The sequence below is a fragment of the Mycolicibacter sinensis genome, from assembly GCF_001667375.1.
In the GTDB taxonomy this organism is placed as follows: domain Bacteria; phylum Actinomycetota; class Actinomycetes; order Mycobacteriales; family Mycobacteriaceae; genus Mycobacterium; species Mycobacterium sinense_A.
In genome coordinates, this window is the sequence record NZ_LZIN01000087.1 from 17,834 (window position 1) to 37,600 (window position 19,767).

The 19,767-nt window shown below is 68.7% G+C and carries 21 protein-coding genes and 1 pseudogene; 7 read left to right on the top strand and 15 right to left on the bottom strand.

Translation table 11 applies throughout. The annotated features are described in order from the left end of the window. The first annotated feature begins 140 nt into the window (after positions 1-140). The gene (locus tag A5771_RS17925) at positions 141-905 is read left to right on the top strand and encodes an STAS domain-containing protein (protein ID WP_064856541.1); all 765 of its coding nucleotides are present in this window, start codon (positions 141-143) and stop codon (positions 903-905) included. A gap of 63 nt (positions 906-968) precedes the next feature. On the opposite strand, the gene A5771_RS17930 is transcribed toward A5771_RS17925, so the two are convergent. The 3 genes from A5771_RS17930 to A5771_RS17940 form a co-directional block, all read right to left on the bottom strand. Next, complete coding sequence (locus A5771_RS17930; protein WP_234783104.1) at positions 969-1,709, bottom strand: GAF and ANTAR domain-containing protein; 741 nt, start codon at positions 1,707-1,709, stop codon at positions 969-971. A 114-nt stretch (positions 1,710-1,823) separates the two neighbouring features. Then, entirely contained in the window at positions 1,824-3,050 is a 1,227-nt protein-coding gene (locus A5771_RS17935) for a glycosyltransferase (protein WP_064856543.1), read from the bottom strand. A 28-nt stretch (positions 3,051-3,078) separates the two neighbouring features. Then, positions 3,079-4,059, bottom strand: coding sequence for a glycosyltransferase (locus A5771_RS17940; RefSeq protein WP_064856544.1), 981 nt, complete (start codon positions 4,057-4,059; stop codon positions 3,079-3,081). Between the two features lie 403 nt (positions 4,060-4,462). On the opposite strand from A5771_RS17940, the gene A5771_RS17945 reads away from it, so the two are divergent. After that, positions 4,463-4,777 carry an STAS domain-containing protein gene (locus tag A5771_RS17945; RefSeq protein WP_234783105.1) on the top strand — a complete coding sequence of 105 codons (315 nt, stop codon included), beginning with the start codon at positions 4,463-4,465 and terminating at the stop codon, positions 4,775-4,777. On the opposite strand, the gene A5771_RS17950 is transcribed toward A5771_RS17945, so the two are convergent. The 3 genes and pseudogenes from A5771_RS17950 to A5771_RS17960 all read right to left on the bottom strand — a co-directional run bounded on the left by A5771_RS17950 (position 4,774) and on the right by A5771_RS17960 (position 7,491). Then, positions 4,774-6,084 (bottom strand): MFS transporter, encoded by a 1,311-nt coding sequence (locus tag A5771_RS17950; protein ID WP_267887475.1) that lies wholly within the window; start codon positions 6,082-6,084, stop codon positions 4,774-4,776. The genes A5771_RS17945 and A5771_RS17950 overlap by 4 nt on opposite strands. Positions 6,085-6,167: 83 nt before the next feature. Continuing rightward, a pseudogene (locus A5771_RS17955) lies at positions 6,168-6,593 on the bottom strand (alpha-hydroxy-acid oxidizing protein); the annotation flags it as partial. Positions 6,594-6,783: 190 nt separating this feature from the next. Then, positions 6,784-7,491 (bottom strand): cutinase family protein, encoded by a 708-nt coding sequence (locus A5771_RS17960; RefSeq protein WP_064856547.1) that lies wholly within the window; start codon positions 7,489-7,491, stop codon positions 6,784-6,786. 199 nt (positions 7,492-7,690) lie between these two features. On the opposite strand from A5771_RS17960, the gene A5771_RS17965 reads away from it, so the two are divergent. Continuing rightward, positions 7,691-8,632 (top strand): esterase family protein, encoded by a 942-nt coding sequence (locus A5771_RS17965; protein ID WP_064856548.1) that lies wholly within the window; start codon positions 7,691-7,693, stop codon positions 8,630-8,632. Positions 8,633-8,652: 20 nt separating this feature from the next. On the opposite strand, the gene A5771_RS17970 is transcribed toward A5771_RS17965, so the two are convergent. Next, on the bottom strand, positions 8,653-9,405 hold the full coding sequence (locus tag A5771_RS17970; RefSeq protein WP_064856549.1) for an MBL fold metallo-hydrolase: 753 nt from the start codon (positions 9,403-9,405) through the stop codon (positions 8,653-8,655). Between the two features lie 47 nt (positions 9,406-9,452). Next, on the bottom strand, positions 9,453-10,913 hold the full coding sequence (locus tag A5771_RS17975; protein ID WP_064856575.1) for an aminotransferase class I/II-fold pyridoxal phosphate-dependent enzyme: 1,461 nt from the start codon (positions 10,911-10,913) through the stop codon (positions 9,453-9,455). A gap of 53 nt (positions 10,914-10,966) precedes the next feature. On the opposite strand from A5771_RS17975, the gene A5771_RS17980 reads away from it, so the two are divergent. Continuing rightward, positions 10,967-13,297, top strand: coding sequence for a molybdopterin oxidoreductase family protein (locus A5771_RS17980; RefSeq protein ID WP_064856550.1), 2,331 nt, complete (start codon positions 10,967-10,969; stop codon positions 13,295-13,297). Further along, positions 13,294-13,776: a hypothetical protein gene (locus A5771_RS17985; RefSeq protein WP_064856551.1), complete on the top strand. Its 483-nt coding sequence runs from the start codon at positions 13,294-13,296 to the stop codon at positions 13,774-13,776. The genes A5771_RS17980 and A5771_RS17985 overlap by 4 nt, the downstream gene beginning before the upstream one ends. 3 nt (positions 13,777-13,779) lie before the next feature. Here the strand turns inward: A5771_RS17985 and A5771_RS17990 are convergent, their stop codons facing one another. Next, positions 13,780-14,115, bottom strand: coding sequence for a hypothetical protein (locus tag A5771_RS17990; RefSeq protein WP_234783106.1), 336 nt, complete (start codon positions 14,113-14,115; stop codon positions 13,780-13,782). 11 nt (positions 14,116-14,126) lie between these two features. Beyond that, positions 14,127-14,696: a type 1 glutamine amidotransferase domain-containing protein gene (locus A5771_RS17995; protein WP_064856553.1), complete on the bottom strand. Its 570-nt coding sequence runs from the start codon at positions 14,694-14,696 to the stop codon at positions 14,127-14,129. Positions 14,697-14,802: 106 nt separating this feature from the next. Between A5771_RS17995 and A5771_RS18000 the strand changes: the two genes are divergently transcribed. Then, positions 14,803-15,840: a hypothetical protein gene (locus tag A5771_RS18000; protein ID WP_064856554.1), complete on the top strand. Its 1,038-nt coding sequence runs from the start codon at positions 14,803-14,805 to the stop codon at positions 15,838-15,840. 14 nt (positions 15,841-15,854) lie between these two features. Continuing rightward, a complete protein-coding gene (locus A5771_RS18005; RefSeq protein WP_064856555.1) occupies positions 15,855-16,151 on the top strand; it encodes a hypothetical protein in 297 nt (98 codons plus the stop codon). On the opposite strand, the gene A5771_RS18010 is transcribed toward A5771_RS18005, so the two are convergent. Genes A5771_RS18010 through A5771_RS18030 form a run of 5 tightly spaced genes read right to left on the bottom strand, consistent with a single transcriptional unit; the run spans position 16,144 to position 19,766 of the window. Further along, a complete protein-coding gene (locus A5771_RS18010; RefSeq protein WP_064856556.1) occupies positions 16,144-16,413 on the bottom strand; it encodes a hypothetical protein in 270 nt (89 codons plus the stop codon). The two genes, A5771_RS18005 and A5771_RS18010, sit on opposite strands and share 8 nt — an antisense overlap. Positions 16,414-16,415: 2 nt before the next feature. Beyond that, complete coding sequence (locus A5771_RS18015; protein WP_109401196.1) at positions 16,416-17,906, bottom strand: molybdopterin-dependent oxidoreductase; 1,491 nt, start codon at positions 17,904-17,906, stop codon at positions 16,416-16,418. After that, a complete protein-coding gene (locus tag A5771_RS18020) occupies positions 17,903-18,331 on the bottom strand; it encodes an oxidoreductase (RefSeq protein ID WP_109401197.1) in 429 nt (142 codons plus the stop codon). The genes A5771_RS18015 and A5771_RS18020 overlap by 4 nt, the downstream gene beginning before the upstream one ends. Next, positions 18,328-19,203: a Rieske 2Fe-2S domain-containing protein gene (locus A5771_RS18025; RefSeq protein WP_064856576.1), complete on the bottom strand. Its 876-nt coding sequence runs from the start codon at positions 19,201-19,203 to the stop codon at positions 18,328-18,330. The genes A5771_RS18020 and A5771_RS18025 overlap by 4 nt, the downstream gene beginning before the upstream one ends. Positions 19,204-19,229: 26 nt before the next feature. Further along, positions 19,230-19,766, bottom strand: a complete 537-nt coding sequence (locus A5771_RS18030; RefSeq protein WP_064856559.1) for a DUF1360 domain-containing protein — start codon at positions 19,764-19,766, stop codon at positions 19,230-19,232. Position 19,767 lies beyond the last annotated feature (1 nt).

Consider the following 19,767-nt stretch of genomic DNA (forward strand, 5'->3'; position numbering starts at 1 on the left):
GGGTAGCCCTCTGAACGTGGTGAGAGCAATGGAGCACGACCACAGGTTGCGCGCTGTTCCCGGCGATGCCGCAAAAGGCGATTTCAACGACCTTGAGATGGAGCCGGATCCGCGGCCGGCGGCCAGCTACGGGAGGCGTGATGAGGTCCCGGCATAGCGAGCCGAGTCGGCTCACGGTGTCGGCGGACACCGCGGGTGAGGCGTGTCTGTTGCGTGCCCGCGGCACGCTGGACAGCAGCACCTATCTCGAAATGCGCGACAGCGTGATCAAGGCGGCGCTGGATGAGCCACAGGCCGTGCTGGTCGACGTCAGCGGTCTGGCGGTGCCGGTGCCCTCGGGGTGGGCGGTGTTCACCAGCGCGCGCTGGCACGTGAGTACCTGGCCCGATATCCCGGTCCTGCTGATCTGCCCCGAACCGGACGCGGCGGCGCGGATCACCCACACCGGTGTGACCCGCTACGTCCCGGTCCATCCCGACGTCGACAGCGCGCTGGCTTCGCTCGTAACCGACAAGCCCCCGCGCCGCCGGGTTCGCCTGGAGCTGCCGCCTCTCACGAGCAGCCTGCGCCGCTCCCGCGACTTCGTGGCCGAGTGGCTGAGCAACTGGTCGCTGAACCAGCTGATCCCGACCGCCAAGGTGATCGTCGATGTGCTGGTGGAAAACGTGCTTCACCACACCGGAAGCCGACCAGTAGTCCGGCTGGAAAGCGCCGGTTCCGCGGTCACCATCGCAGTGGAGGACACCGACGACGCCCCGGCGGTGCGCCGTGAAACCCCCACCGGCGGCGCGGGCTACACGTCCGGCCTGGCCGTGGTCGGCGCACTGTCGCGCGCCTGGGGCAGCAGCCCCACCCCCCGCGGCAAGACGGTGTGGGCGGTGGTGGGACCGGAGAACCAGCTATAACCTGCCGGCTTCGAGTGCTACCTCGCCTCCGGGTATGGAGCGCCGGTTGCGCCGAGAGGGCGTTCACTGACCGGCTCGCTGCCGGCCGACCACCTGGTGGGCCACCTCGGCGAGCGGCATGTTCATATTCTGCGACAGCCGCTTGAGCAGTTCGAAGGCGCGGACCGCGCCGATGTCGAACCGCTCCATAAGCATCCCTTTGGCCTGGCCGATGACGTCGCGGGACGCCAGCGCGCTGCGGAACTGCTCGTCGCGGCGGATCATGTGCCAGGCCAGCGCGGCGTGGGTGGCCAGGGTCAGACCCAGCTCCACCGCATCGTCGTCGAAGGCGCCGGGCGATTCGGCGTAGAAGTTCAAGACTCCGGCGCTGGTCTTGCCGGTGAACAATTCGAGCGCCAGGACGGATCGGATCGGGGAGTTTTCGGCCACCTCCCGGCAGTAAGCCGGCCAGCGCGTCTCTACCAAGATGTCATCCAGGCGAACGAGGGGGTGCTTCCATGCCGCAGTCAGGCACGGCCCCTCCCGCAGCCGGCGCTGAATCTCATCGAGAGCAGCCGCGTACTCCCCGGTCGCCGACAACGTCTGCACCTCGCCGCTCGACGTCGTCAGGGTGACGCCGGCGTGCTGGGCGCAGGGCATATGCCCGAGCAGGTTTGCGAGCAACTCATCGAGCGCTCCGTCCGCGTCGACGTGTGGCCGCTGATCTAGCGTGTGAACCAGCCCCGCCACATCGCACATGATGTCATTGCGGGCCGTCCCCGCCATCTCTTCACTCCGCCCAAGGTCGCCGTCCGGTGAATCCATGGTCCTCCATTCAGTCAGGCGGGGCAACAGTTTCGTGCCCGCGCCCGCTGCTGGAGCGGAAATCGAGAATCCTCAAATGGCTCTCAGGAGTTACACATTCGTAAATTCCGGCGGTTACCCGGAACCCGACGCCCTGGCCGCGGAACGGGCCGGCGCCGTTGCCGGCAGCAGCCGGTCATACACCCGCATCGTGTCGGTGGCGATGCGGTCCCAGGAATACCTCGAACGGGCGCGTTCCCGGCCGGCGGCGCCGAACGCGGACGCGGCGCGCCGATCCCGCAGGATGGCACTGACCGCGTTCGCGCAGGCGCGCGGATCCTTCGGCGGTATCAGCAGGCCGGTCGCGTCGTGGACCACGGTGTCGAGCATGCCGCCCACCGCCGACGCCACCACCGGCACGCCGCAAGCCATCGCCTCCAACGGCACGATCCCGAACGGTTCGTACCACGGGGTACACGTCACCACGTCCGCCGAGCGCAGCAGCGCCGGCATATCCTCGCGGGCCACCGACCCGTAAAGCGAAACCCGTTCCGCCACCCCGAGGTCGGCGGCCAGCTTGCGCAACCGGCAGGCCTCCGGGACGGTGTCGAGTTCGGCACGGTCGGGGCCGCCGGCGATCACCAGCTCGGCGGCCGGGACGGTGGTCAGCGCCTCGATCACGGTGTCAAAACCCTTGCGGGGCACGAACCTGCCGACCGCGACGATGCGGCGCCGCGCCGACCGCGGCGCCGTCGGACCGTCCGGCGAAAACCGGTCCACGTCAACGCCGCACGGCACCACCGAGATCCGCAACCGGTCCCGCCCGAGGCGCATCAACTCGAACACCTCGTCGCTGCAGCCGGCCGTCACCCAGGTCGCCTCGCGCGCCACCCGCGTCTCCAGCCGCAGCCGTTCGGCGGGACTGGTGTCGCGGTGGCCCTGGTGTCGCTGCTTGACCACACCCAGCGCGTGAAACGTCTGGACCGTCGGTACCCGGCGGCGCTTGGCCGCCAACTGGGCGGCGATCCCCGACATCCAGAAGTGCGCGTGCGCGATGTCCGGGCGCTCCACGTCCCACCGCTCACCCAGATACCGCCCGAACGTCTCCATGTACTGCAGCAGTTCGTCTTTGGGCAGATACCGCGGCGGCCCGGCGGGCACGTGCACCACCGTGTAACCCTGCTCGGTCTCGACCCGCTCGGGCAGGTCGGGATCGTCACGGCGGGTGTAGACCTCGACGCGGTGGCCGCGGCGAGCGAGCGCCGCCGACAACTCGGCGACGTGAACGTTCTGGCCGCCGGCATCGGCGCCGCCCAGCGCAGCCAGCGGGCTGGCGTGTTCGGAAACCATTGCGATCCTCATCGCGATCCTCCCCTGATACTGACGATGCTCAAGCGCACTGCGCCTCGATCACCTGGTCCCAGTCGCTGAGGAACCGTTCGAGCCCGAAATGTTCCGTCGCGTAGTCGCGGGCCGCCTTGCCGACCACCTCGGCCAGGTAACGGTCGGCGAGCAGCCCGCTCAGCGCTGTCCGCAGGGTGTCGACGTCGGCGCTGACCACGCCTGCCTCCGGCGGCACCACCAGCGGCGCCATGGTGGAGGCCACCGCCACCACGGGCATGCCCAGGAACATGGCTTCCAGCAACGACAGGCCCAGCGACGTCCAGCGGGCGGTGTGCAGGTAGACGCGCCGATGCGCCAGTTCCTTCATCAGCGGCCCGGTGCGCAGATCGCCGTGGCCGGTGACGCCGGCGCAGCGGTGCGCCGCGTCGTTGAGCTCTTCGGTCCCGATCCCCCAAACGTCGACCGGCACGGATTGCCCGAACGCTCCCAGCAGGTCGGCCCCGACCGTGCGCCACCGCCGCACCGGTTCGTTGATCAAGGTGCCCGCCGCCGCGATGTCGCCGGTATAGAGGTGTCCCGGGTCGGCGATGCCATGGTCGATGACCATGGTCGGGGCGCGGCCGTTGTCCCACATCAGCCGGTTGAAATCGGTGACGTGGATCAGCGGGATGTCGTCGCGGTCGGCGATCGGGTGCCGGCTCTCCACCACGAACGGCCGCGGCGCGTTGTGCTCGACGTACACCGCGGGGACATCGACGCCGGGCCGGCGGCCCAGCAGCCGGGCGGCCAGCTCCAGCTCGTGCGGGCGTTGCAGCACCACCAGGTCGATGTCCTGGTCGTGCAGTCGGCCCGCCGGGATCTCGGACGCCCGCGGCCAGTCGCGGCCGCTGAGTCCGCGCCCATCCGGATCGCGGGGAGCGTTGACCGGAAGGAGGTAGCGGTGCGCACCCGCAACGAAGGCATCCATCCACGAGCCGTGCACGTGCCAGACGAGCACGGAACGCGGGGTGGTCTGCGGAAACGTCATAACCGCTTGTATCCCGCGGCGTTGGTGTCTAAACGCGGAAACGATCCTCTAAGCGGTTTGCTGCGAACGAATTCGCGGAGAACTTTCCGGAGAACCGTTACCGATCCGTTGCAAAGTCGCGCGCTTCGGCGTAAGTTCACGAGTAGGTTGAGTTCACAGCCACCCGGAGGACGCGTACCACGCACGCCAGGGAGGCTCACTCCCTAGCTACTCATCCGCGCAGGGTGTAACTCGCGTCGGGCGCGATCCACCAGTTACGAATCTCGACTGATGGAGTGATCCAATGCCTGCACTCAAAGTGAGGGAGCCGGCGACACCGGCGCCTCGCATAGATACCGTCCCGCCCTCTGATACCTGGGAAAGTCCCACCGCCCGTTGCGTCGCCCGCTGGGGGCGTTCCGGCGTGGTGGTCAGCGTGTGCGGCGAACTCGACGCCTCCAATACCGCTCAGCTGACCGACTACGTGCAGCACTGCGCCGCTTACTGCGAATGGCTGATTCTCGACCTCAACGACCTGGAATTCATTGGTACCGCAGGGTTCTCCGCGCTGAAGGCGATCACTTCCCAGTGTGCCGACGCGATGACCTACTGCACGACCGTGCCGGGCCCGGCGGTAACCCGACTCTTGCGGATCTGCGATCCCACCAACGCTGTGTCAACGACGGCGTCGGTGGCCGAGGCGCTTGCCGGCGTGCAGGAATTGCGGCGGGTGCACTAAGTCTCCCGTCCCTCGACCAGCTCGCGGGCCCGCGCCTCGCTTTCGACCGCGGGCCCCGAGCCGGGCAGGCGCCGGCCCGCCACCTCGGGCGTGAAGATCAGCGCCGCGGCCCCGATCAGGCCGGCGGCAATCAGTAGGTAGGCCGGCGCTGTCGGCTCGCCGGTGCTCGAGACCAGGGCCTCGGCGATCAGCGGGGTGGTGCCACCGAACGCCGAGACCGAGAGGTTGAAGCCGATCGCGAGTGCACCGTAGCGGACCTCGGTGGGAAACAGCGCGGGCAGCGTCGCGGGCAAGGTGGCATCGAAGCACAGCAGCATCACCCCGATCAGCAATACCCCGGCGAACGCCACCGGAAAGCTGCCGGCCGAGTGAATCAGGGTGAAGGCCGGCACCGACAGGGTCACCAGCATGGTGCACCCCAGCCACAGCAGCGGCTTGACGCCGATGCGGTCCGACAGTCGGGCCACCGGCACCACGGCGGCCATCATCGCCAGCAGGGTCAGCACGATCAGCAGTAGGCCGGCGGAGTGCGGTATCTGCGCGGTGGTCTGCAAATAGGTGGGCAGGTAACCGGTGAGCAGGTAGTCGGTGACGTTGTAGGTCAACACCAGCGCGATGCACAGCGCCAGCGGCTGCCACCGTCTGGTGGTGCGGCGCAACTGTGCCAGCGCGGACTCGTCCGCATCAGCCTTGCGGCCGGCCTGCTGGTAGGCCGTCGATTCTTCCAACCGCAGCCGCAGGTACAGCGCCGCCAGCCCCAGCGGAGCGCTGAGCAACAACGGGATTCGCCACCCCCAACCGAGCATGGCCTCATCGGTCAGCCAGTTCTGCAGCCCGATCACCACCGCACCGGCGGCGACGTAGCCGGCCTGTGAACTCAGTGGCAGAAATCCGGCCATCATGCCCCGCTTGTTGTCCGGGGCCTGCTCGCCGACATAGACCATCGCGCCGACGTATTCGCCGCCAGCGGAGAAGCCCTGCACCATCCGGGTCACGATGAGCAGGATCGGCGCGGCGATACCGATGGCCCGGTAACCGGGCAGCAGGCCGGTGGCGGTGGTGCCGAGCGTCATCAGCACCAGGGTGGTGACCAGCACCCGCTTGCGTCCGATCCGGTCCCCGAGTTGTCCGAACACCAATCCGCCCACCGGGCGCAGCGCGAACGCCGCGGCCAGCGTGCCGAATACGCCGATCAGGCCGGCGGCACCGGAATCCGGATAAAACACTCGCGCGATCGTGGTGGCGAGGTAGCCATAGACGCCGAAGTCGTACCACTCCATGAAGTTGCCGATGGCGGTGCCACGGATGGAGCGCCGGACCTCCGCAGGATCGGCGACCCGGATCTGATCGCGCCGCCAGCGTCGACGACGGCGGTTGCGGCCGGCCAGCGTTATCCCACCGCTCGCAACGTTTCGGGGGTGAGGTCGCGCCGCGTCGGGTAGCCGTCGACGGCCATCAGCAGATCGGCTTCAGCCAGCATGCAGCGCAGCACGTGCACCACGCCGTCCACCCCGCCGAGCGCCAGTCCATAGGCGTACGGGCGACCGATTCCCACCGCGGTGGCGCCAAGCGCCAGCGCCTTGATGATGTCGGCGCCGCTACGGATCCCCGAGTCGAACAGCACCGGCAACCCGTCGGCGGCCTCCAGCACCGCCGGCAGGCAGTCCAGCGCCGGCAGGCCGTTATTGGCCTGGCGCCCACCGTGGTTCGAGCAGCAGTAAATTCCGTCGACCCCGGCATCTTTGGCACGCCGCGCGTCGTCGGGATGGCAGATCCCCTTCAGGATCAACGGCAGGACGGTCAGCGAACGCAGCCAGAACGCTCGGCAGTTGGCGCGCTGGGTGTGCTCGTCGCCGGCACCGCCGGTCACATACCCCCACACCGAAGGCGGCAGCGCGGCAGCGGCTTTGGCTTCCAGATCGGCGGAGGTGATCGGCAGGGCCGGGTTCTTCCCGGCGAGACCATTGGCGTAGATCTCGTCCTGATAGCTGGCGAAGGCCACCGGCTCACCGGTTCTGCAGTTGTTGCAAACGCCAGGCGACGAAGTTGGCCCCCTGTTGCACCATCGTCGCGTCGTCCCCGGCGTAGCTGTCGTGCGCGGCGAAATTCAGCCCCTCGGAGCAGACCGCGTCCTCCGGCGCGCAGACCAGCAAGGTCTTGGCCTGATACGACGGCCCGATCACGATCGCGGGCTCCTTGAGGAACTGCATCGCCCGCTCGTTGGGCATCGCGAAGAGCACGACCGCGGCGACGTGGTCGGCGATGGTGGGGTCCAGCGGCTTGGGGACCGTAGCCGGGTCGACACCTTCGGGCACCTGCGCCGAGGTGACGAAACCCATCACCGCGGCGCCCTGCGAGTAGCCGCCCAGCACCATCTTGGTTCGCGGACAGTTGGTCGCCCGCGACAGCACGTGATTGGCGGCGTCCCGAACGCCGCCGACGCCGGTGTCCCATTGGTCGCTGGCCGGGTAGTCGACCGCGTAGACCGACAAGGGAGTGGGAGCGATACGCGCACCGAGCGCGTTGACGAAGGCCTGCCCGGTCGGACCGACACCGGGCTCCTCGCCGGTGCCGCGCGCGAACACCAACTCGGTGTCGGGACACAGCTGTGCCCCGGCGGTGGGAACGCCGGGGGCGAAAAGCATTGCGGCTCCGGCGGCCGCCGCAGCGAGCACCAGAGCGCCAAGGGAATAGTGGGAGTCATGCTCGGACATGTCGGTGAAGGTGCCCCCCGTGAACCCGCCTCAAACCGCGTCATTGGAAATTTTTTCCGGTCTTTTTCCGCGGCCGCTCTCTGGACAACCGTCGCCCACTTTGTTAAGACAAGAAGGTTAGGTGTCTGTCGACGTCTCCCCTCTCGCACACCCGGCCGGCAGGCCGTGACTTTCGGGTCTGCGCGGAAGGGGAAACAACATGGGTAAGAACACCGCGGGCCGGGTTCGCCGGGCCGCCAACGTCATCGTCGCCGCCGGGATGCTGCCCGGGATGATCGGACTGGCCGCTCCGGCCCCGCCCGCGGCGGCCGCCGGGCCGGAATTCCTCTCGGTGCCCTCGCCGGGCATGGGCCACAACATCACCGTGGAATTCCAGGGCGGCGGCGCACCGGCGGTCTACCTGCTCGACGGCCTGCGCGCCCGCGACGACCGAAGCGGCTGGGACATCGAAACACCGGCGTTCAACGAGTACGCCGGCTCCGGTATCTCCGTGGTGGCTCCGGTCGGCGGACGCTCCAGCTTCTACACCGACTGGTACGGGTCGGCCAATGGGCAGACCTACAAGTGGGAGACGTTTCTGACCAGCGAGCTGCCGAACTTCCTCGCCGGCAAGGGAGTGCGCTCGAGCCGTAACGCGGTCGTCGGCGTTTCCATGTCCGGATCGTCGGCCCTGATCCTGGCGGCTTACCACCCGCAGCAATTCGCCTACGCTGCTTCGCTTTCGGCGTTATTGACACCGTCGAGCGGCAACGGCCCGATGTTGATCGGCATGGCGATGAACGACGAGGGCGGCTTTCACCCCCAGGACATGTGGGGCCCGGACGGCGGTCCCGGCTGGCAGCGCAACGACCCGACGGTCCAAGCCGGGCGGCTGGCGGGCAACGGCACGCGACTGTGGATCTACAGCGGCAACGGCACCCCGTCGGAGATCGGCGAAGGAAGCCTGCCCGGCCAGGTGATCGAGCAGGTCGTCATGCAGAGCAACATCGCCTTCCGCGACGCCTACACCGGCGCGGGCGGGCGCAACGCCACGTTCAACATCGACAGCAACGGCGTGCACAGCTGGGGCTACTGGGGCGCGCAGCTGGCGGCGATGAAGCCTGACATGCAGAACACGTTGGGCGCCGGCGGGCGCGTCTGACCGATTGCGGACGCGCCGACTCAGGACGGCCCGGCCCGTAACGCCGCCTCCACTGCCGAGGTAACCCCGTCATACCAAGGTTCGCCGTGACCGGGCAGGACGGTCGTCGCGCCGGTGTCGGCCAGCGCGGTCAGCGACGCCAGCGCCTCGGCGCTATCGGCCGTCGCGGCACCCGAGACGATCTGCGGCCCCGCAACACCGGTGTAGGGATCAAGAGTGACCAGCGCATCCCCGGAGATCACGGTGTCGCGGTCGGCCAGGTGCAGAGCGCAGTGGCCCAGGGTGTGGCCCGGGCTGAACACCGCCCGCGGTCGGCCGGGGACATCGAGTTCGGCGCCGGCCGAATAGCAGGTGGTGTCGGAGATGCCGCGTACGAACAGCGCACCGGCGGCGGCCATCCGCAACAGCCCCGGTATCGCCTTCGGGTAGCGCAGCGGATAGATCAGCCGGCTGCGTTCGTGCGCGTAGCGAGCGGGATGTGCGGCCAGATACTGATCGGCGGCGTGCACCCACACCGGCACCTGCCACCGGTGATAGACGCGCCGGGCCGAGCCGACATGGTCGAAATGGGCGTGGGTCAGCACCACTGCCCGCACCTCGTCGACCGACCGATTAAGTTGCGCCAGCACCGTTTCCAGGTGCCCGAAGGTGGCTGGCAGCCCGGTATCGACCAGGGTGACGCCGCTGTCGTCCTCGATCAGGTAGACGTTGACCCCCGCATGCGCCAGGCGGTGGACGCCGTCGGCGACGTTGCGTTCGAGTACGCCTGCCATGGACCCGGGGCTACCCCGGCCGGGCGGGGGCAAAACCCGCACCGCCCTCAGGCCACCACCCGGATGTGCTCGAGGGAGGGGTCCGCGGCGTCGGGCAACGCCATGCCGGCCGCCTGACCCGAACGCAGATAGTCGATGACGGCCGTGTCGAGACGCTCGCCGGGCACCACCGCGGGCACGCCGGGCGGGTACGGGGTGATCTGCTCGGCCGCGATACGCCCGGCAGCCTGCGATGCGGCGACCATCTCGGTGCGGCCGAAGAAGGCGTCGCGGGGCAGCAACGCACTTTCCAGCTGTAGCTCTTCCGGTGCCGGCAACCTGATCGGCCACGGCTGTTCGAATGACCTTGCGGCGGCACGCCACCCGCTCAGCGCATCCAGCAGCCGATCGGCAGTGCTGGGGTCGTCGGCGAAGGACATGGTGACCAGGATGCGCCGATGATCGGCCAAACCCACGTCCAGCCAACGGTGTTCACGCAGCCAATCCCGGGCCTGATAACCCGACGTACCGGTTCCCGATACGTCCACGAGCACCTGCATCCGGTCCAGGTCGTGGGAGGCCTCCGCGCCCAGCAGGACATCCTCGAGCACCTCGACGTCGGGCAGCTCATCGATGCGTTCGCGCACACCGCGCGCCAATTTCAGGGCGGCGTCCAGCATTCCGTGACCGCTTCGCATCATCTGCCGCCGCCAGCCGTCCAGCGCCGCGTAGATCGGCACACTGGGGCTGGTGGTCATCAGCAGGTCGGCGCAGGCGGTGAGCCGCTCGCGGTCGATGAGATCACCCTGCACGTGATACACCGAGCCCTGCTCGAACCCGGCTCCCATCTTGTGCACGCTGACCACGCAGACGTCGGCGCCGGCGTCCATCGCCCAGGTGGGCAGGTCGTCGTGGAACGGCAGATGCGCGCCCCAGGCCTCGTCGACGATCAGCGGTTTGCCGCGCTCGTGGCAGATCTCGGCGATAGCGGCCAGGTCCGCGCAGGTGCCGTACGGCGAGGGGCTGACGATCAGCGCTCCCGCGGCATCCGGGTGCTCCTCCCATGCACCGGCGACCCGCTCGGGTGACGGCGGATGACTGAAGTGCCGCTCGGCGTCCCAGCGCGGAGTGATCCAGCGCGGCTGGATGCCGGAGAAGATCAGCCCGCCCACGATCGATTTGTGGCTGTCGCGCGGCAGCAGCAGCCCGCCGCCGTCGCCGCCGGCCACCGCCATCATCGCCGCGCGCACGGAAAGCGAACTGCCGCAAGTGGAGAAGAACGCCATCTCGGCACCCACCGCGTCGGCCATCAGCTCTTCGGCGTCGGTGAGAAACGCTCCGCCCGCCTCCCAGTCGTCTAGCCCGCCGCGCGCGAGGATGTCGGCGCGAAACAGCTCAGACCCCAGCACTTCGCGCACCGCCTCGTCGGCACCGCGGCCCCGGCGGTGTCCCGGTGGGCTGAAGCCGTAGCGGTCTTTGCGGTGGTAATCCGCCAGGGCGTCCAACACAGGTGCTCGGCGGTGATCCATATCGGCCATGTCGGCCAGGCATACCCAGGGCAAGCAGCGGGTAACCAGCGGTCATGACCGACCGGATCGCCGAGCCGTGGGGTGCCCGAACCCCGTACGCCGCGGGCCAGCAGTGGCCGGAGCGGGTGGACACCGAGCTCGCCGACGGAGTGGACGCCGACGAGGTGGACTGGTCGCAGTCCGCGGCGGTATTGCATTCCAACGGCGACGGCCTCGACATCGCCAGCCACGACGGCCGGATCGTCGGGGTGCGGGGCCGGCGCGTCGACCGGGTCAACCACGGACGGCTGGACCCCAAGGACCTGTTCGGCTGGCAGGCCAACAACTCCTCCGACCGGCTGACGGTGCCGCTGGTGCGAGAACGCGGCCGGCTGGTCGAATCCGACTGGGAGACCGCGATGGATCGGATCGTGGCGACGAGCCAGGCGCTGCTTCGTGACATCGGGCCGAGCGCGATCGGCTTCTACACCAGCGGCCAGCTGATGCTGGAGGAGTACTACACGCTCGGGGTGATCGCCCGCGGCGGGCTGGGCACCAACCACGTCGACGGCAACACCCGGCTGTGCACCGCCACCGCCGAGTGGGCGCTCAAGGAGACCTTCGGCTGCGATGGGCAGCCCGGTTCCTACACCGACGTCGACCATGCGGACGTGATCGCGCTGTACGGGCACAACGTCGCCGAGACCCAAACCGTGCTGTGGTCACGGATGCTGGACCGGCTGGCCGGCTCCGAACCGCCACAGATCATCTGCGTCGACCCGCGCGAAACCCCGGTCGCCAAGGCGGCCACGGTGCACCTGGCGCCGACGCCGGGCACCAACCTGGCGCTGATGAACGGTCTGCTGCACGAGGTGATCGCGCATGACTGGCTGGATCACGACTACATCGCCGCACACACCATCGGATTTGAGGCGTTGGCGGCCTGTGTTGCGCAGTATCCGCCGGAGCGGGTCGCCGAGATCTGCGATGTTCCGGTCGGGGACCTGCGGCGCGCCGCGGAGATCCTCGGTCACGCCCAACGCCTGCTGTCCACCGTGCTACAGGGCTTCTACCAATCCCATCAGGCGACCGCGGCGTCGGTACAGGTCAACAACCTCAACCTCATTCGCGGCATGCTGGGCCGGCCCGGTGCCGGCATTCTGCAGATGAACGGGCAGCCGACCGCGCAGAACACCCGGGAATGCGGCGCCAACGGAGACCTGCCGGGATTCCGCAACTGGGAGAACGACGCGCATGTCGCCGAGCTGGCCCGGCTGTGGAATGTCGAGCAGGCCAAGATCCCGCACTATTCCGAGCCGACCCACGCCATGCAAATGCTGCGCTTCGCCGAGCAGGGCAGCCTCCAGATGCTCTGGGTCAGCGCCACCAACCCGGCGGTGTCGCTTCCCGAGCTACACCGCATCCGGCGCATCCTCGGCCAGACCCGGCTGTTCTTGGTGGTGCAGGACATCTTTCGCACCGAAACCACCGAGCTGGCCGACGTGGTGCTGCCCGCGGCGGCGTGGGGCGAAAAAACCGGCACGTTCACCAATGCCGACCGCACGGTGCACCTTTCGGAAAAGGCGGTCGACCCGCCCGGGCAATCCCGGGCCGATCTCGACATCTTCTGCGACTACGCACAGCGGATGGATTTTCGCGACCGCGACGGCGCGCCGCTGATCGCCTGGAAGGATCCCGAGTCGGCGTTTGCGGCCTGGCAGCGCTGCAGCGCCGGGCGCCCCTGCGACTACACCGGCTTGAGCTATGACAAGCTGCGCGGCGGCAGCGGAATCCAATGGCCGTGCAACGCCGAGCATCCCGACAGCACCGAGCGGCTCTATGCCGACGGCGAGTTCTGGGCCAAGCCCGACTACTGCGAAAGCTACGGCAAAGACCTGATCACCGGCGGGGCGATCGGACCAACCCAGGCCCGGGCAGCCAACCCGGACGGCAAGGCGGTGCTGCGGGCCGCCGATTACACCCCGCCGCACGAGCGCCCCGTCGACGGCGACGAGCTCTGGCTGACGACCGGCCGCACCGTCTACCACTTCCACAACCGCACCAAAACCGGTCGGGCACCGCAACTCAACGACGCCGCACCCGAGGCCTGGGTTCAGCTGTCGGCCGGCGACGCCGAACGCCGCGGGATCCGCGACGGCGATCCGGCCGTCATTCGTTCGGCGCGCGGCTGCGTGCAGGCCCGCGCCAAGGTGGGCGGCATCCGCGAGGGGGCGGCGTTCCTGCCGTTCCACTACGGCTACTGGGACACCGAGAGCGACGGCCATCACCGTGCCGCCAACGAACTCACCATCACCGACTGGGACCCGGTGTCCAAACAGCCGCTGTTCAAGACCTCGGTGGTGCGCATCAGCAAAGGCGCCGAGGCAGACCGGAGCGGCTGGTGAAACTCGACCTGGCACTGCGGGAGCTGCACCGCTCCGAAACGTCGCTGGCGCACCGGTTCCGCCGGGTCGGCGAGCGGCACAAGGCCGACCACGACGTCTTTCACCTGTGCGCCGATCTCGCGGTCTGGTCCGAGGACCACGTCGCCAAGCTCGCGCACACCGGGCGCAGCCGCGGTCTGCGCCCCACTGACTCGCCCCCGCGGCCGGGGCGGGTGTTGTCATCGTTGCGGGAGCTGACCAGCGTGCTGCTCGGCCGACGACCTGAACCGGGCCTTCTGCTGCTGGCCGATCTGCGCAGCCTGTACGTGCATGCCGCGGCGGTCTCGGTCAACTGGGAGCTGCTCGCCCAAGGCGCCCAGGCCGCCCGCGACCAGGAACTGCTCGAGCTTGCCGCCCGGTGCCACCCCGAGACGTTACGGCAGATGGACTGGGCCAACACCATGCTCAAAGAACTTGCGCCACAAGTCCTGACCTCGTGATCGCTAGCGGCGGAATGCGATGAGCAGAGCCAGCAGGTCAAGTGCCAATAAGCCCCAACCCATCAGCGGGACCACGAATCCGCGTCGCCGCCCGGCCGTGAAGAACGAGGCAAGGATGGTGAGCGCGGCGATGACGGGCGCACCGTAGTAGAGCACGCCGAAGACCGCTCCGCTCGGGCCCATATCGGGACACTCGGCGGTGCTGCAGGCGGCGGTGCTCATCACCGCGCCGGTGGCGAACACCATCACCAGCGCCGCTCCGGCGGCGGTCAGCAGGGCGGCCACCCAGTTGACCCACAGTCGAGCGCGGCGATTGTCGGTCTCGACCGGTACCGGCATCGGCTCTCCGGTCACAACGCAACCTCCCGGGTCTGCAGCTCATGCACCAGCGCGTCGCAGAAGGCCGGCAGGTCGTCGGGCTTGCGGCTCGACAGCAGGATCGACGGTCCACCGTCGCAGCGCACCAACTGCTCGTCGACCCAGTCGCCGCCCGCATTGACGATGTCGGTGCGCAGGCTCGGCCACGACGTGATCCGCCGCCCGCCAAGAACTCCGGCTTCCACCAGCGTCCACGGCCCATGGCAGATGACGGCCACCGGCTTGCCGGCCTCGAAGAATTCCCGCACGAACGCGACCGCACGATCATCGGTGCGCAACTGGTCCGGGTTGGCCACCCCACCGGGCAGCACCAGCGCGTCGAAGTCGTCCGCCGAGACATCCTCGACCACCCGGTCCACGTCGAACTCGTCGGCGCGGTCCAGATGATTGAACGCCTGGATCTTGCCGGGCTTCGTCGATACCAGCACCGGTTCGGCCCCGGCTTCACCAACCGCCCGCCACGGCTCGGTCAGCTCGACCTGCTCGGTCCCCTCGGGCGCCACCAGAAACGCGACCCGGCGGCCCCTTGCCGATTCGGACATCGACCTCCCCTTTCGCCGAAACGTCGGACCTCTGCTGCCATACCCGATGGCCCTACCGCACAAACGGTCCGTGTAGCCGGCCGTCACCGGGGGTACCCCGGCCATCATGAGATGGCAGGGCTGGTGCAGCACGGCGGTCGCCGGCGTGCTGGCGAGTGCCGGCTGCTCAGCGCCGGGACAGCCCTTGCTCAGTGCGCCGGAAGCCGTTTCGGTGCAGGTGCAGACGCCGCTGCGCGATCCGGTGTGGTCGTATCGCACCGGGTCGCTCATCGCGCTCACCAACGACGGGCGGGTGGCGGCCATCGATCATGCCGCTGATCCCGATGCGGTCACCACCCGGTTGTCCGCGCCGTTGGGCGCCGGGCGCAACCTCCAGATCAGCCGCGCCGAACAAGCCACCGTGTTCGTCCCGCAGCCGGCCCGCAGCCGGGTCGCGGCGGTCGAGTTGAGCAGTTTGGAGCAGACCGGTGAGATCGACGCCGGGCCGGCGCCGGCCTACCTGTCCCAGGATTCGGGCATGCGGGTGCTGCTCGCGCTGTCCGCCGACGGGTCGACGGTGACCCCGGTCGAAGAGCACGGCCTGCGGAAGCTGCCGAGTGCCCAGGTGACCGCGGGCGCCGTCGGCATCCTCGATGGCGCCAACCGCGGGCGCGCCATCGAATACCACGTCTACGGGCCGGGCGGAATCTCCTACTACAAAGGGCCGTCCTCACCGCCGGAGCACCGGGGCAGCTACGTCACGAAAGTCACCGCGGCCGCCGGAGACGGCACCGCGGCGAGCCGGGCCTATCTGGCCGACGCCGACGGCGACACCCTGTACGTCGTCGAGTCCGCCCGCGGCGGGCACGGCTTGGAGGAGATCGGCCGCTACCCGATGCCCTCGCCGATCCGCTACCTCGGCTCCGACGACACCCGCATCTATGCCGCCACCGACACCGGTGTGGCGGTCTTCGAGTCGGCTACCTTCACCGGCTTCTCCCAGGGCAGCATCCCGATGCTGCGCGTCCTCGACTACCGGGCCGGTCTACCGTCCGGGCCGGCCCGGTCCACCCCTTTGTCCGGCATGGCGATCGGCCCCGACCGGGTGTATCTGACCCTGAAGGGCCAGCCGCTCGTGGTCAGCGTCGCCAAGCCGCGGCTCTGAGAACGGAGGTTCCCGTGCCGGCGACCGACCGCGTCAGCATCGACGACGATGTCGCGGTGCTTACCGAGCAAGTGCGCGCGTTGCGGGAGCTGGGGCAGCACGCGCAGGTCGACGACGTGCAGATCTATGACCTGAGCATCCGGTGGGGCACCGCGCTCGCCGGCCGGCTGCGCCGGCTGGCGTACTACCACGGCCGCGGTGTGCTCGACGACGACGCCGAGCATCGCCTCGCCCAGGTCTGCGACGAGCTGCGCAGCGTGGCCGACCTGGTGGAGCGCTTCGACCTCGCCCGCCCCGACCTGCCTACTTAGCCAGAAATTCCTGGTAGCGCAACCGGATCGCGGTTCTGGGCTGCGGGCACGACGGCTCGCGGCAGGTCAGCGCCACCAGGTAGGCGTCGTGGTCTTCGTCGAGGAACAGAAAACCCAGGTACAGCGCGTGGCCCACCGCGAAATCGGTTCCACCGCAGGCCGCACAGCGCCCGCCCCGGACCTCGACCAGTTCGGACACCCGATCGCGGGCGACGTCGTCGAGGTCGATCAGTTCCGGGCGAGACTCCGCGGTAGCAGTCATCGCTAGATCTCTCCGTCCATGCCGTAGTAGACGTTGTCTTCACGCCAGCCACCGCGGCCCTTGCCGATGTGGACGTAGTCGTCGACGAACTCGATCTGGTTGATCCACTTGGCCATCTTGAAACCCACCTGCGTCTCGGCCCGCAGCCGAAGTGGCGCGCCGTGCTGGATCGGCAGCGGCTTGCCGTTCATCGCGTAGGCCAGCAGCATTTGCGGTTTGTGGGCCAGTTTCAGGTCGAATACTTCGTAGAACTGCCCACCGCCGTCTGCGCTCGGCTCGTCGGTGGTGTTGTTCTGCATGCTCATAAAGCAGACGTAGCGCGCCTGCGGCAGCGGCCGCACCAGGTCCACCAAGGTGCCCAGCGGTACTCCGGTCCATTCGCCGATAGACGTCCAGCCCTGCACACAGTTGTGCAGCACCCGCTGAGTGTGCGGTTCGCTCAGGGCGCGCAGCTCGTCCAGATCCAGTGTCACCGGTTGCTCCACCAGTCCTCCGACCCGCAGGCGCCAGTCGACGAAGTCGTGCACCGCCATCACCTTGTAGTGCTCCGCGGTGGGCGGCTTGCCGTTGACCCGGTGCTGCGGCGAGAGCATGTGCGCCGGATAATCCTGCCGAGAGTTCAACCGGCGCAGCAGGCCTTTGCGGGGCACGCTGATCACCGCGCCGAGCACCCCGCGCACCGATGCCGGGCTGCGTTGACTCCACACCGTCGCCGCGACGTGCACGGCGACGATCACCGCGATGATGACCAGCGACGACGCGGTCGCCCAGTACACGTTGCGGACCGTCCCGAAGATCATCAAGGCCGTGAGGCGGCCCCAGCCCCAGAAGAACAGCATCGACAGGTGGATCGCGATGAACACCACGAACGCCAGCAGCCCGAGGAAATGCAGGCTGCGAGCGGCCTGCCGGCCACCGAACATCCGGACATACCAGGGAAAGCGGGCCGCGATCGCCGGTGACTGCGCGGCGCCGGTGAGGATCTGGAACGGCGCCAGGATAAAGATCACCCCGGCGTAGGTCAGCTTCTGGATGGCATCGAGCGGTTCACCCGGCAGCAGCGGCGGCAGGTTGAAACTGAGGTAGGTGACGATGTCGTTCCAGGCCTCGGAGAAGATCGACCAGGAGTACGGCCAGTAGCGGTGCCACTGCCCGGTGGCGAAAAGCAGGATGTAGTAGGACAATCCGACCATCATCCAACCGATGACGGCGCCGAAGTGCCAATGCCGGCCGATACCCAGCTGGGAGCGGCCCGGCAGTGCGATCAGCGGGTGGTAATCCTCTTCCTCATCCAGGGTGTCGTAGAGCTTGTCGGTGGTCATCACCTTGCGGGTGAACCGGGCCCACTCCGTGCCGGGCGCGCTGTCGTCGTGCCAATAAAGCTTCGCGTGGGTGGACAAGATCTCGAAGCCGCTGCGCAACAACAGCGTCAGGAACAACACATTGAGCCAGTGGTCGATGCGCAGCCAGAGCGGAAAGTCGAGGGCCATCAGTCCCTCCAGTCCCTGCGCTGCCCGAACGCCACATTAATCCCCATCAGCACCGTCAGGTACAGCCCGAGAAAGCCTGCCGCGCAAACCAGCGCGAGACTGCCCGGCGCCAGATCCCACCGCCCGGTCAGCGCCGGAAGGCCCGGCAGGCTCACCCACCGGCTGATCAGATAGCCGATCCCGAAAGCCGTGCAGATGACGCTGCCGGCAAGCCAGCCCAGCCGCGGCACGACGTCGTCGACGTCGATCCAGGTGACGGCCGCCGCAACGACGCAACCGATCATCACCGCGACGCAGTACACCCGGAAATAGCCGGGCGCACCGGCGGCCGTCGCCAGCAGATAGCCGTGCGTCGCCGCCAGACCCAGCAGCGCAAGATCGGCGAGCAGGGTGACCGTGCGCGGCAGATTGAACGCGATAGGAATCACGGGTGCCTGCGCACCTCGATCCGGCCGTCGACGTCGCGGCATTGCAGAGCCGGCTGGGCACCGGTCGCCGGCCCGCGCAGCAACGCTCCGTCGCGGATGTCGAACCGTGAGCCGTGGCACGAGCACGTCACCACGGTGCCGTCGAGTTGTCCCTCGCTCAGCAGGCAGCCGCGGTGCCCGCACCGGTCATGGATGGCGAAGACGTTTCCCTCGACGCGGACCAGTAGCACCGGCGTGCCATCGGCATCGGCCGAATGCAGTTGCCGCTCGGCCAGTTCGGCGCCCGTGAGCACCAGCGTCCAGTCCTCGGGCCCCGGATCGAACACCGTCTGGTTGACTCCGACCCCCCGGGAGTAGGCCAGGTGGCCGCCGAGATAACCGCCCGTACTCAAGGCGGCGGCGCCACCGAGTCCGAGCAGCGCCGCGCGGAGCCGCCGGCCGCGCATCCGGTTGACCAACGACGCGCAGTACATCAGCAGCGCGGCGGAGTTGGCGCCGGCGTGCACCAGACCGACCCGGCGGGACGCTTCGTCGGACAACTCGGTGTCAGCCCAGTCGCTGATGCCGGTGAGGGCCGTCGGGGCGAACGCGGCGATACCCACCGCGGTCAGCCGGTTGGCCGCTGTCGCGCCGGTTCGCGGCGCCAGCAGGTCCAGCAGCAAAGCCGACAGGAATGACCCGATCACCACGTCGGTCAGCGGTGGATGTGCCGGGTGCCCGAGACCGGTGCCGCTGATGACGTCTTTGAGCCTGCCCTGGCCGGTCAGCACGCGCACCTTGGCGGCAATCGTCTTCGCCGGACCGTCGAGGGCGCCGGCTTGCTCCAGCATCTTGGTCAGCCGCCGTTCGGGCGCGGTGGTGGTCGACGTCATGGGCACCTCCGGGTCCTGAAGGGACGTCACTGCTGGGCGATCTGCTGAGCTTTCGCGTAGGCCAAGTGCAGGAAATCCGCGCCGGCCAGCGCGGTAAAGCTGCCGGCGACCAGCCGGGTCAGCCGGGGCGCGAACACCAGGCCGGCGGTGAATGCGGTCACCGCCCACATGTCCAGGCAGAACGGACACGTCAACAGCTCCCCCAGGCTATGGCGCAGCTGGTTCGACTGGCGGGTCTCCTCCATCACCTCGGCCGGGCCGCCGGTTCCCTGGTAGCGCGCGAACGGCGCCCGCAGCGGACTGGTCACCGCGTCCTTGGTCAGCGTGCGGGACAGTTTGTGAGCTCCCACGGTCACCGTCAGCAGGTCGCCGGCCGCCCAGCGCTGCGGCAGCCGGCGGCCGGTGGCCGCGGCGGCCACGGTAACCGCCGCGACCAACCCGCCGTACACCAGCAGCACCATCGCGTATCCCCCCAGCGGCCGCGGGTTGTCGCCGCGGTACGCGTCGGCTTCCCGCTTGGCCGCATCGGCGATGGTGTTACCGGCTTCGGTCGATTGAGACATC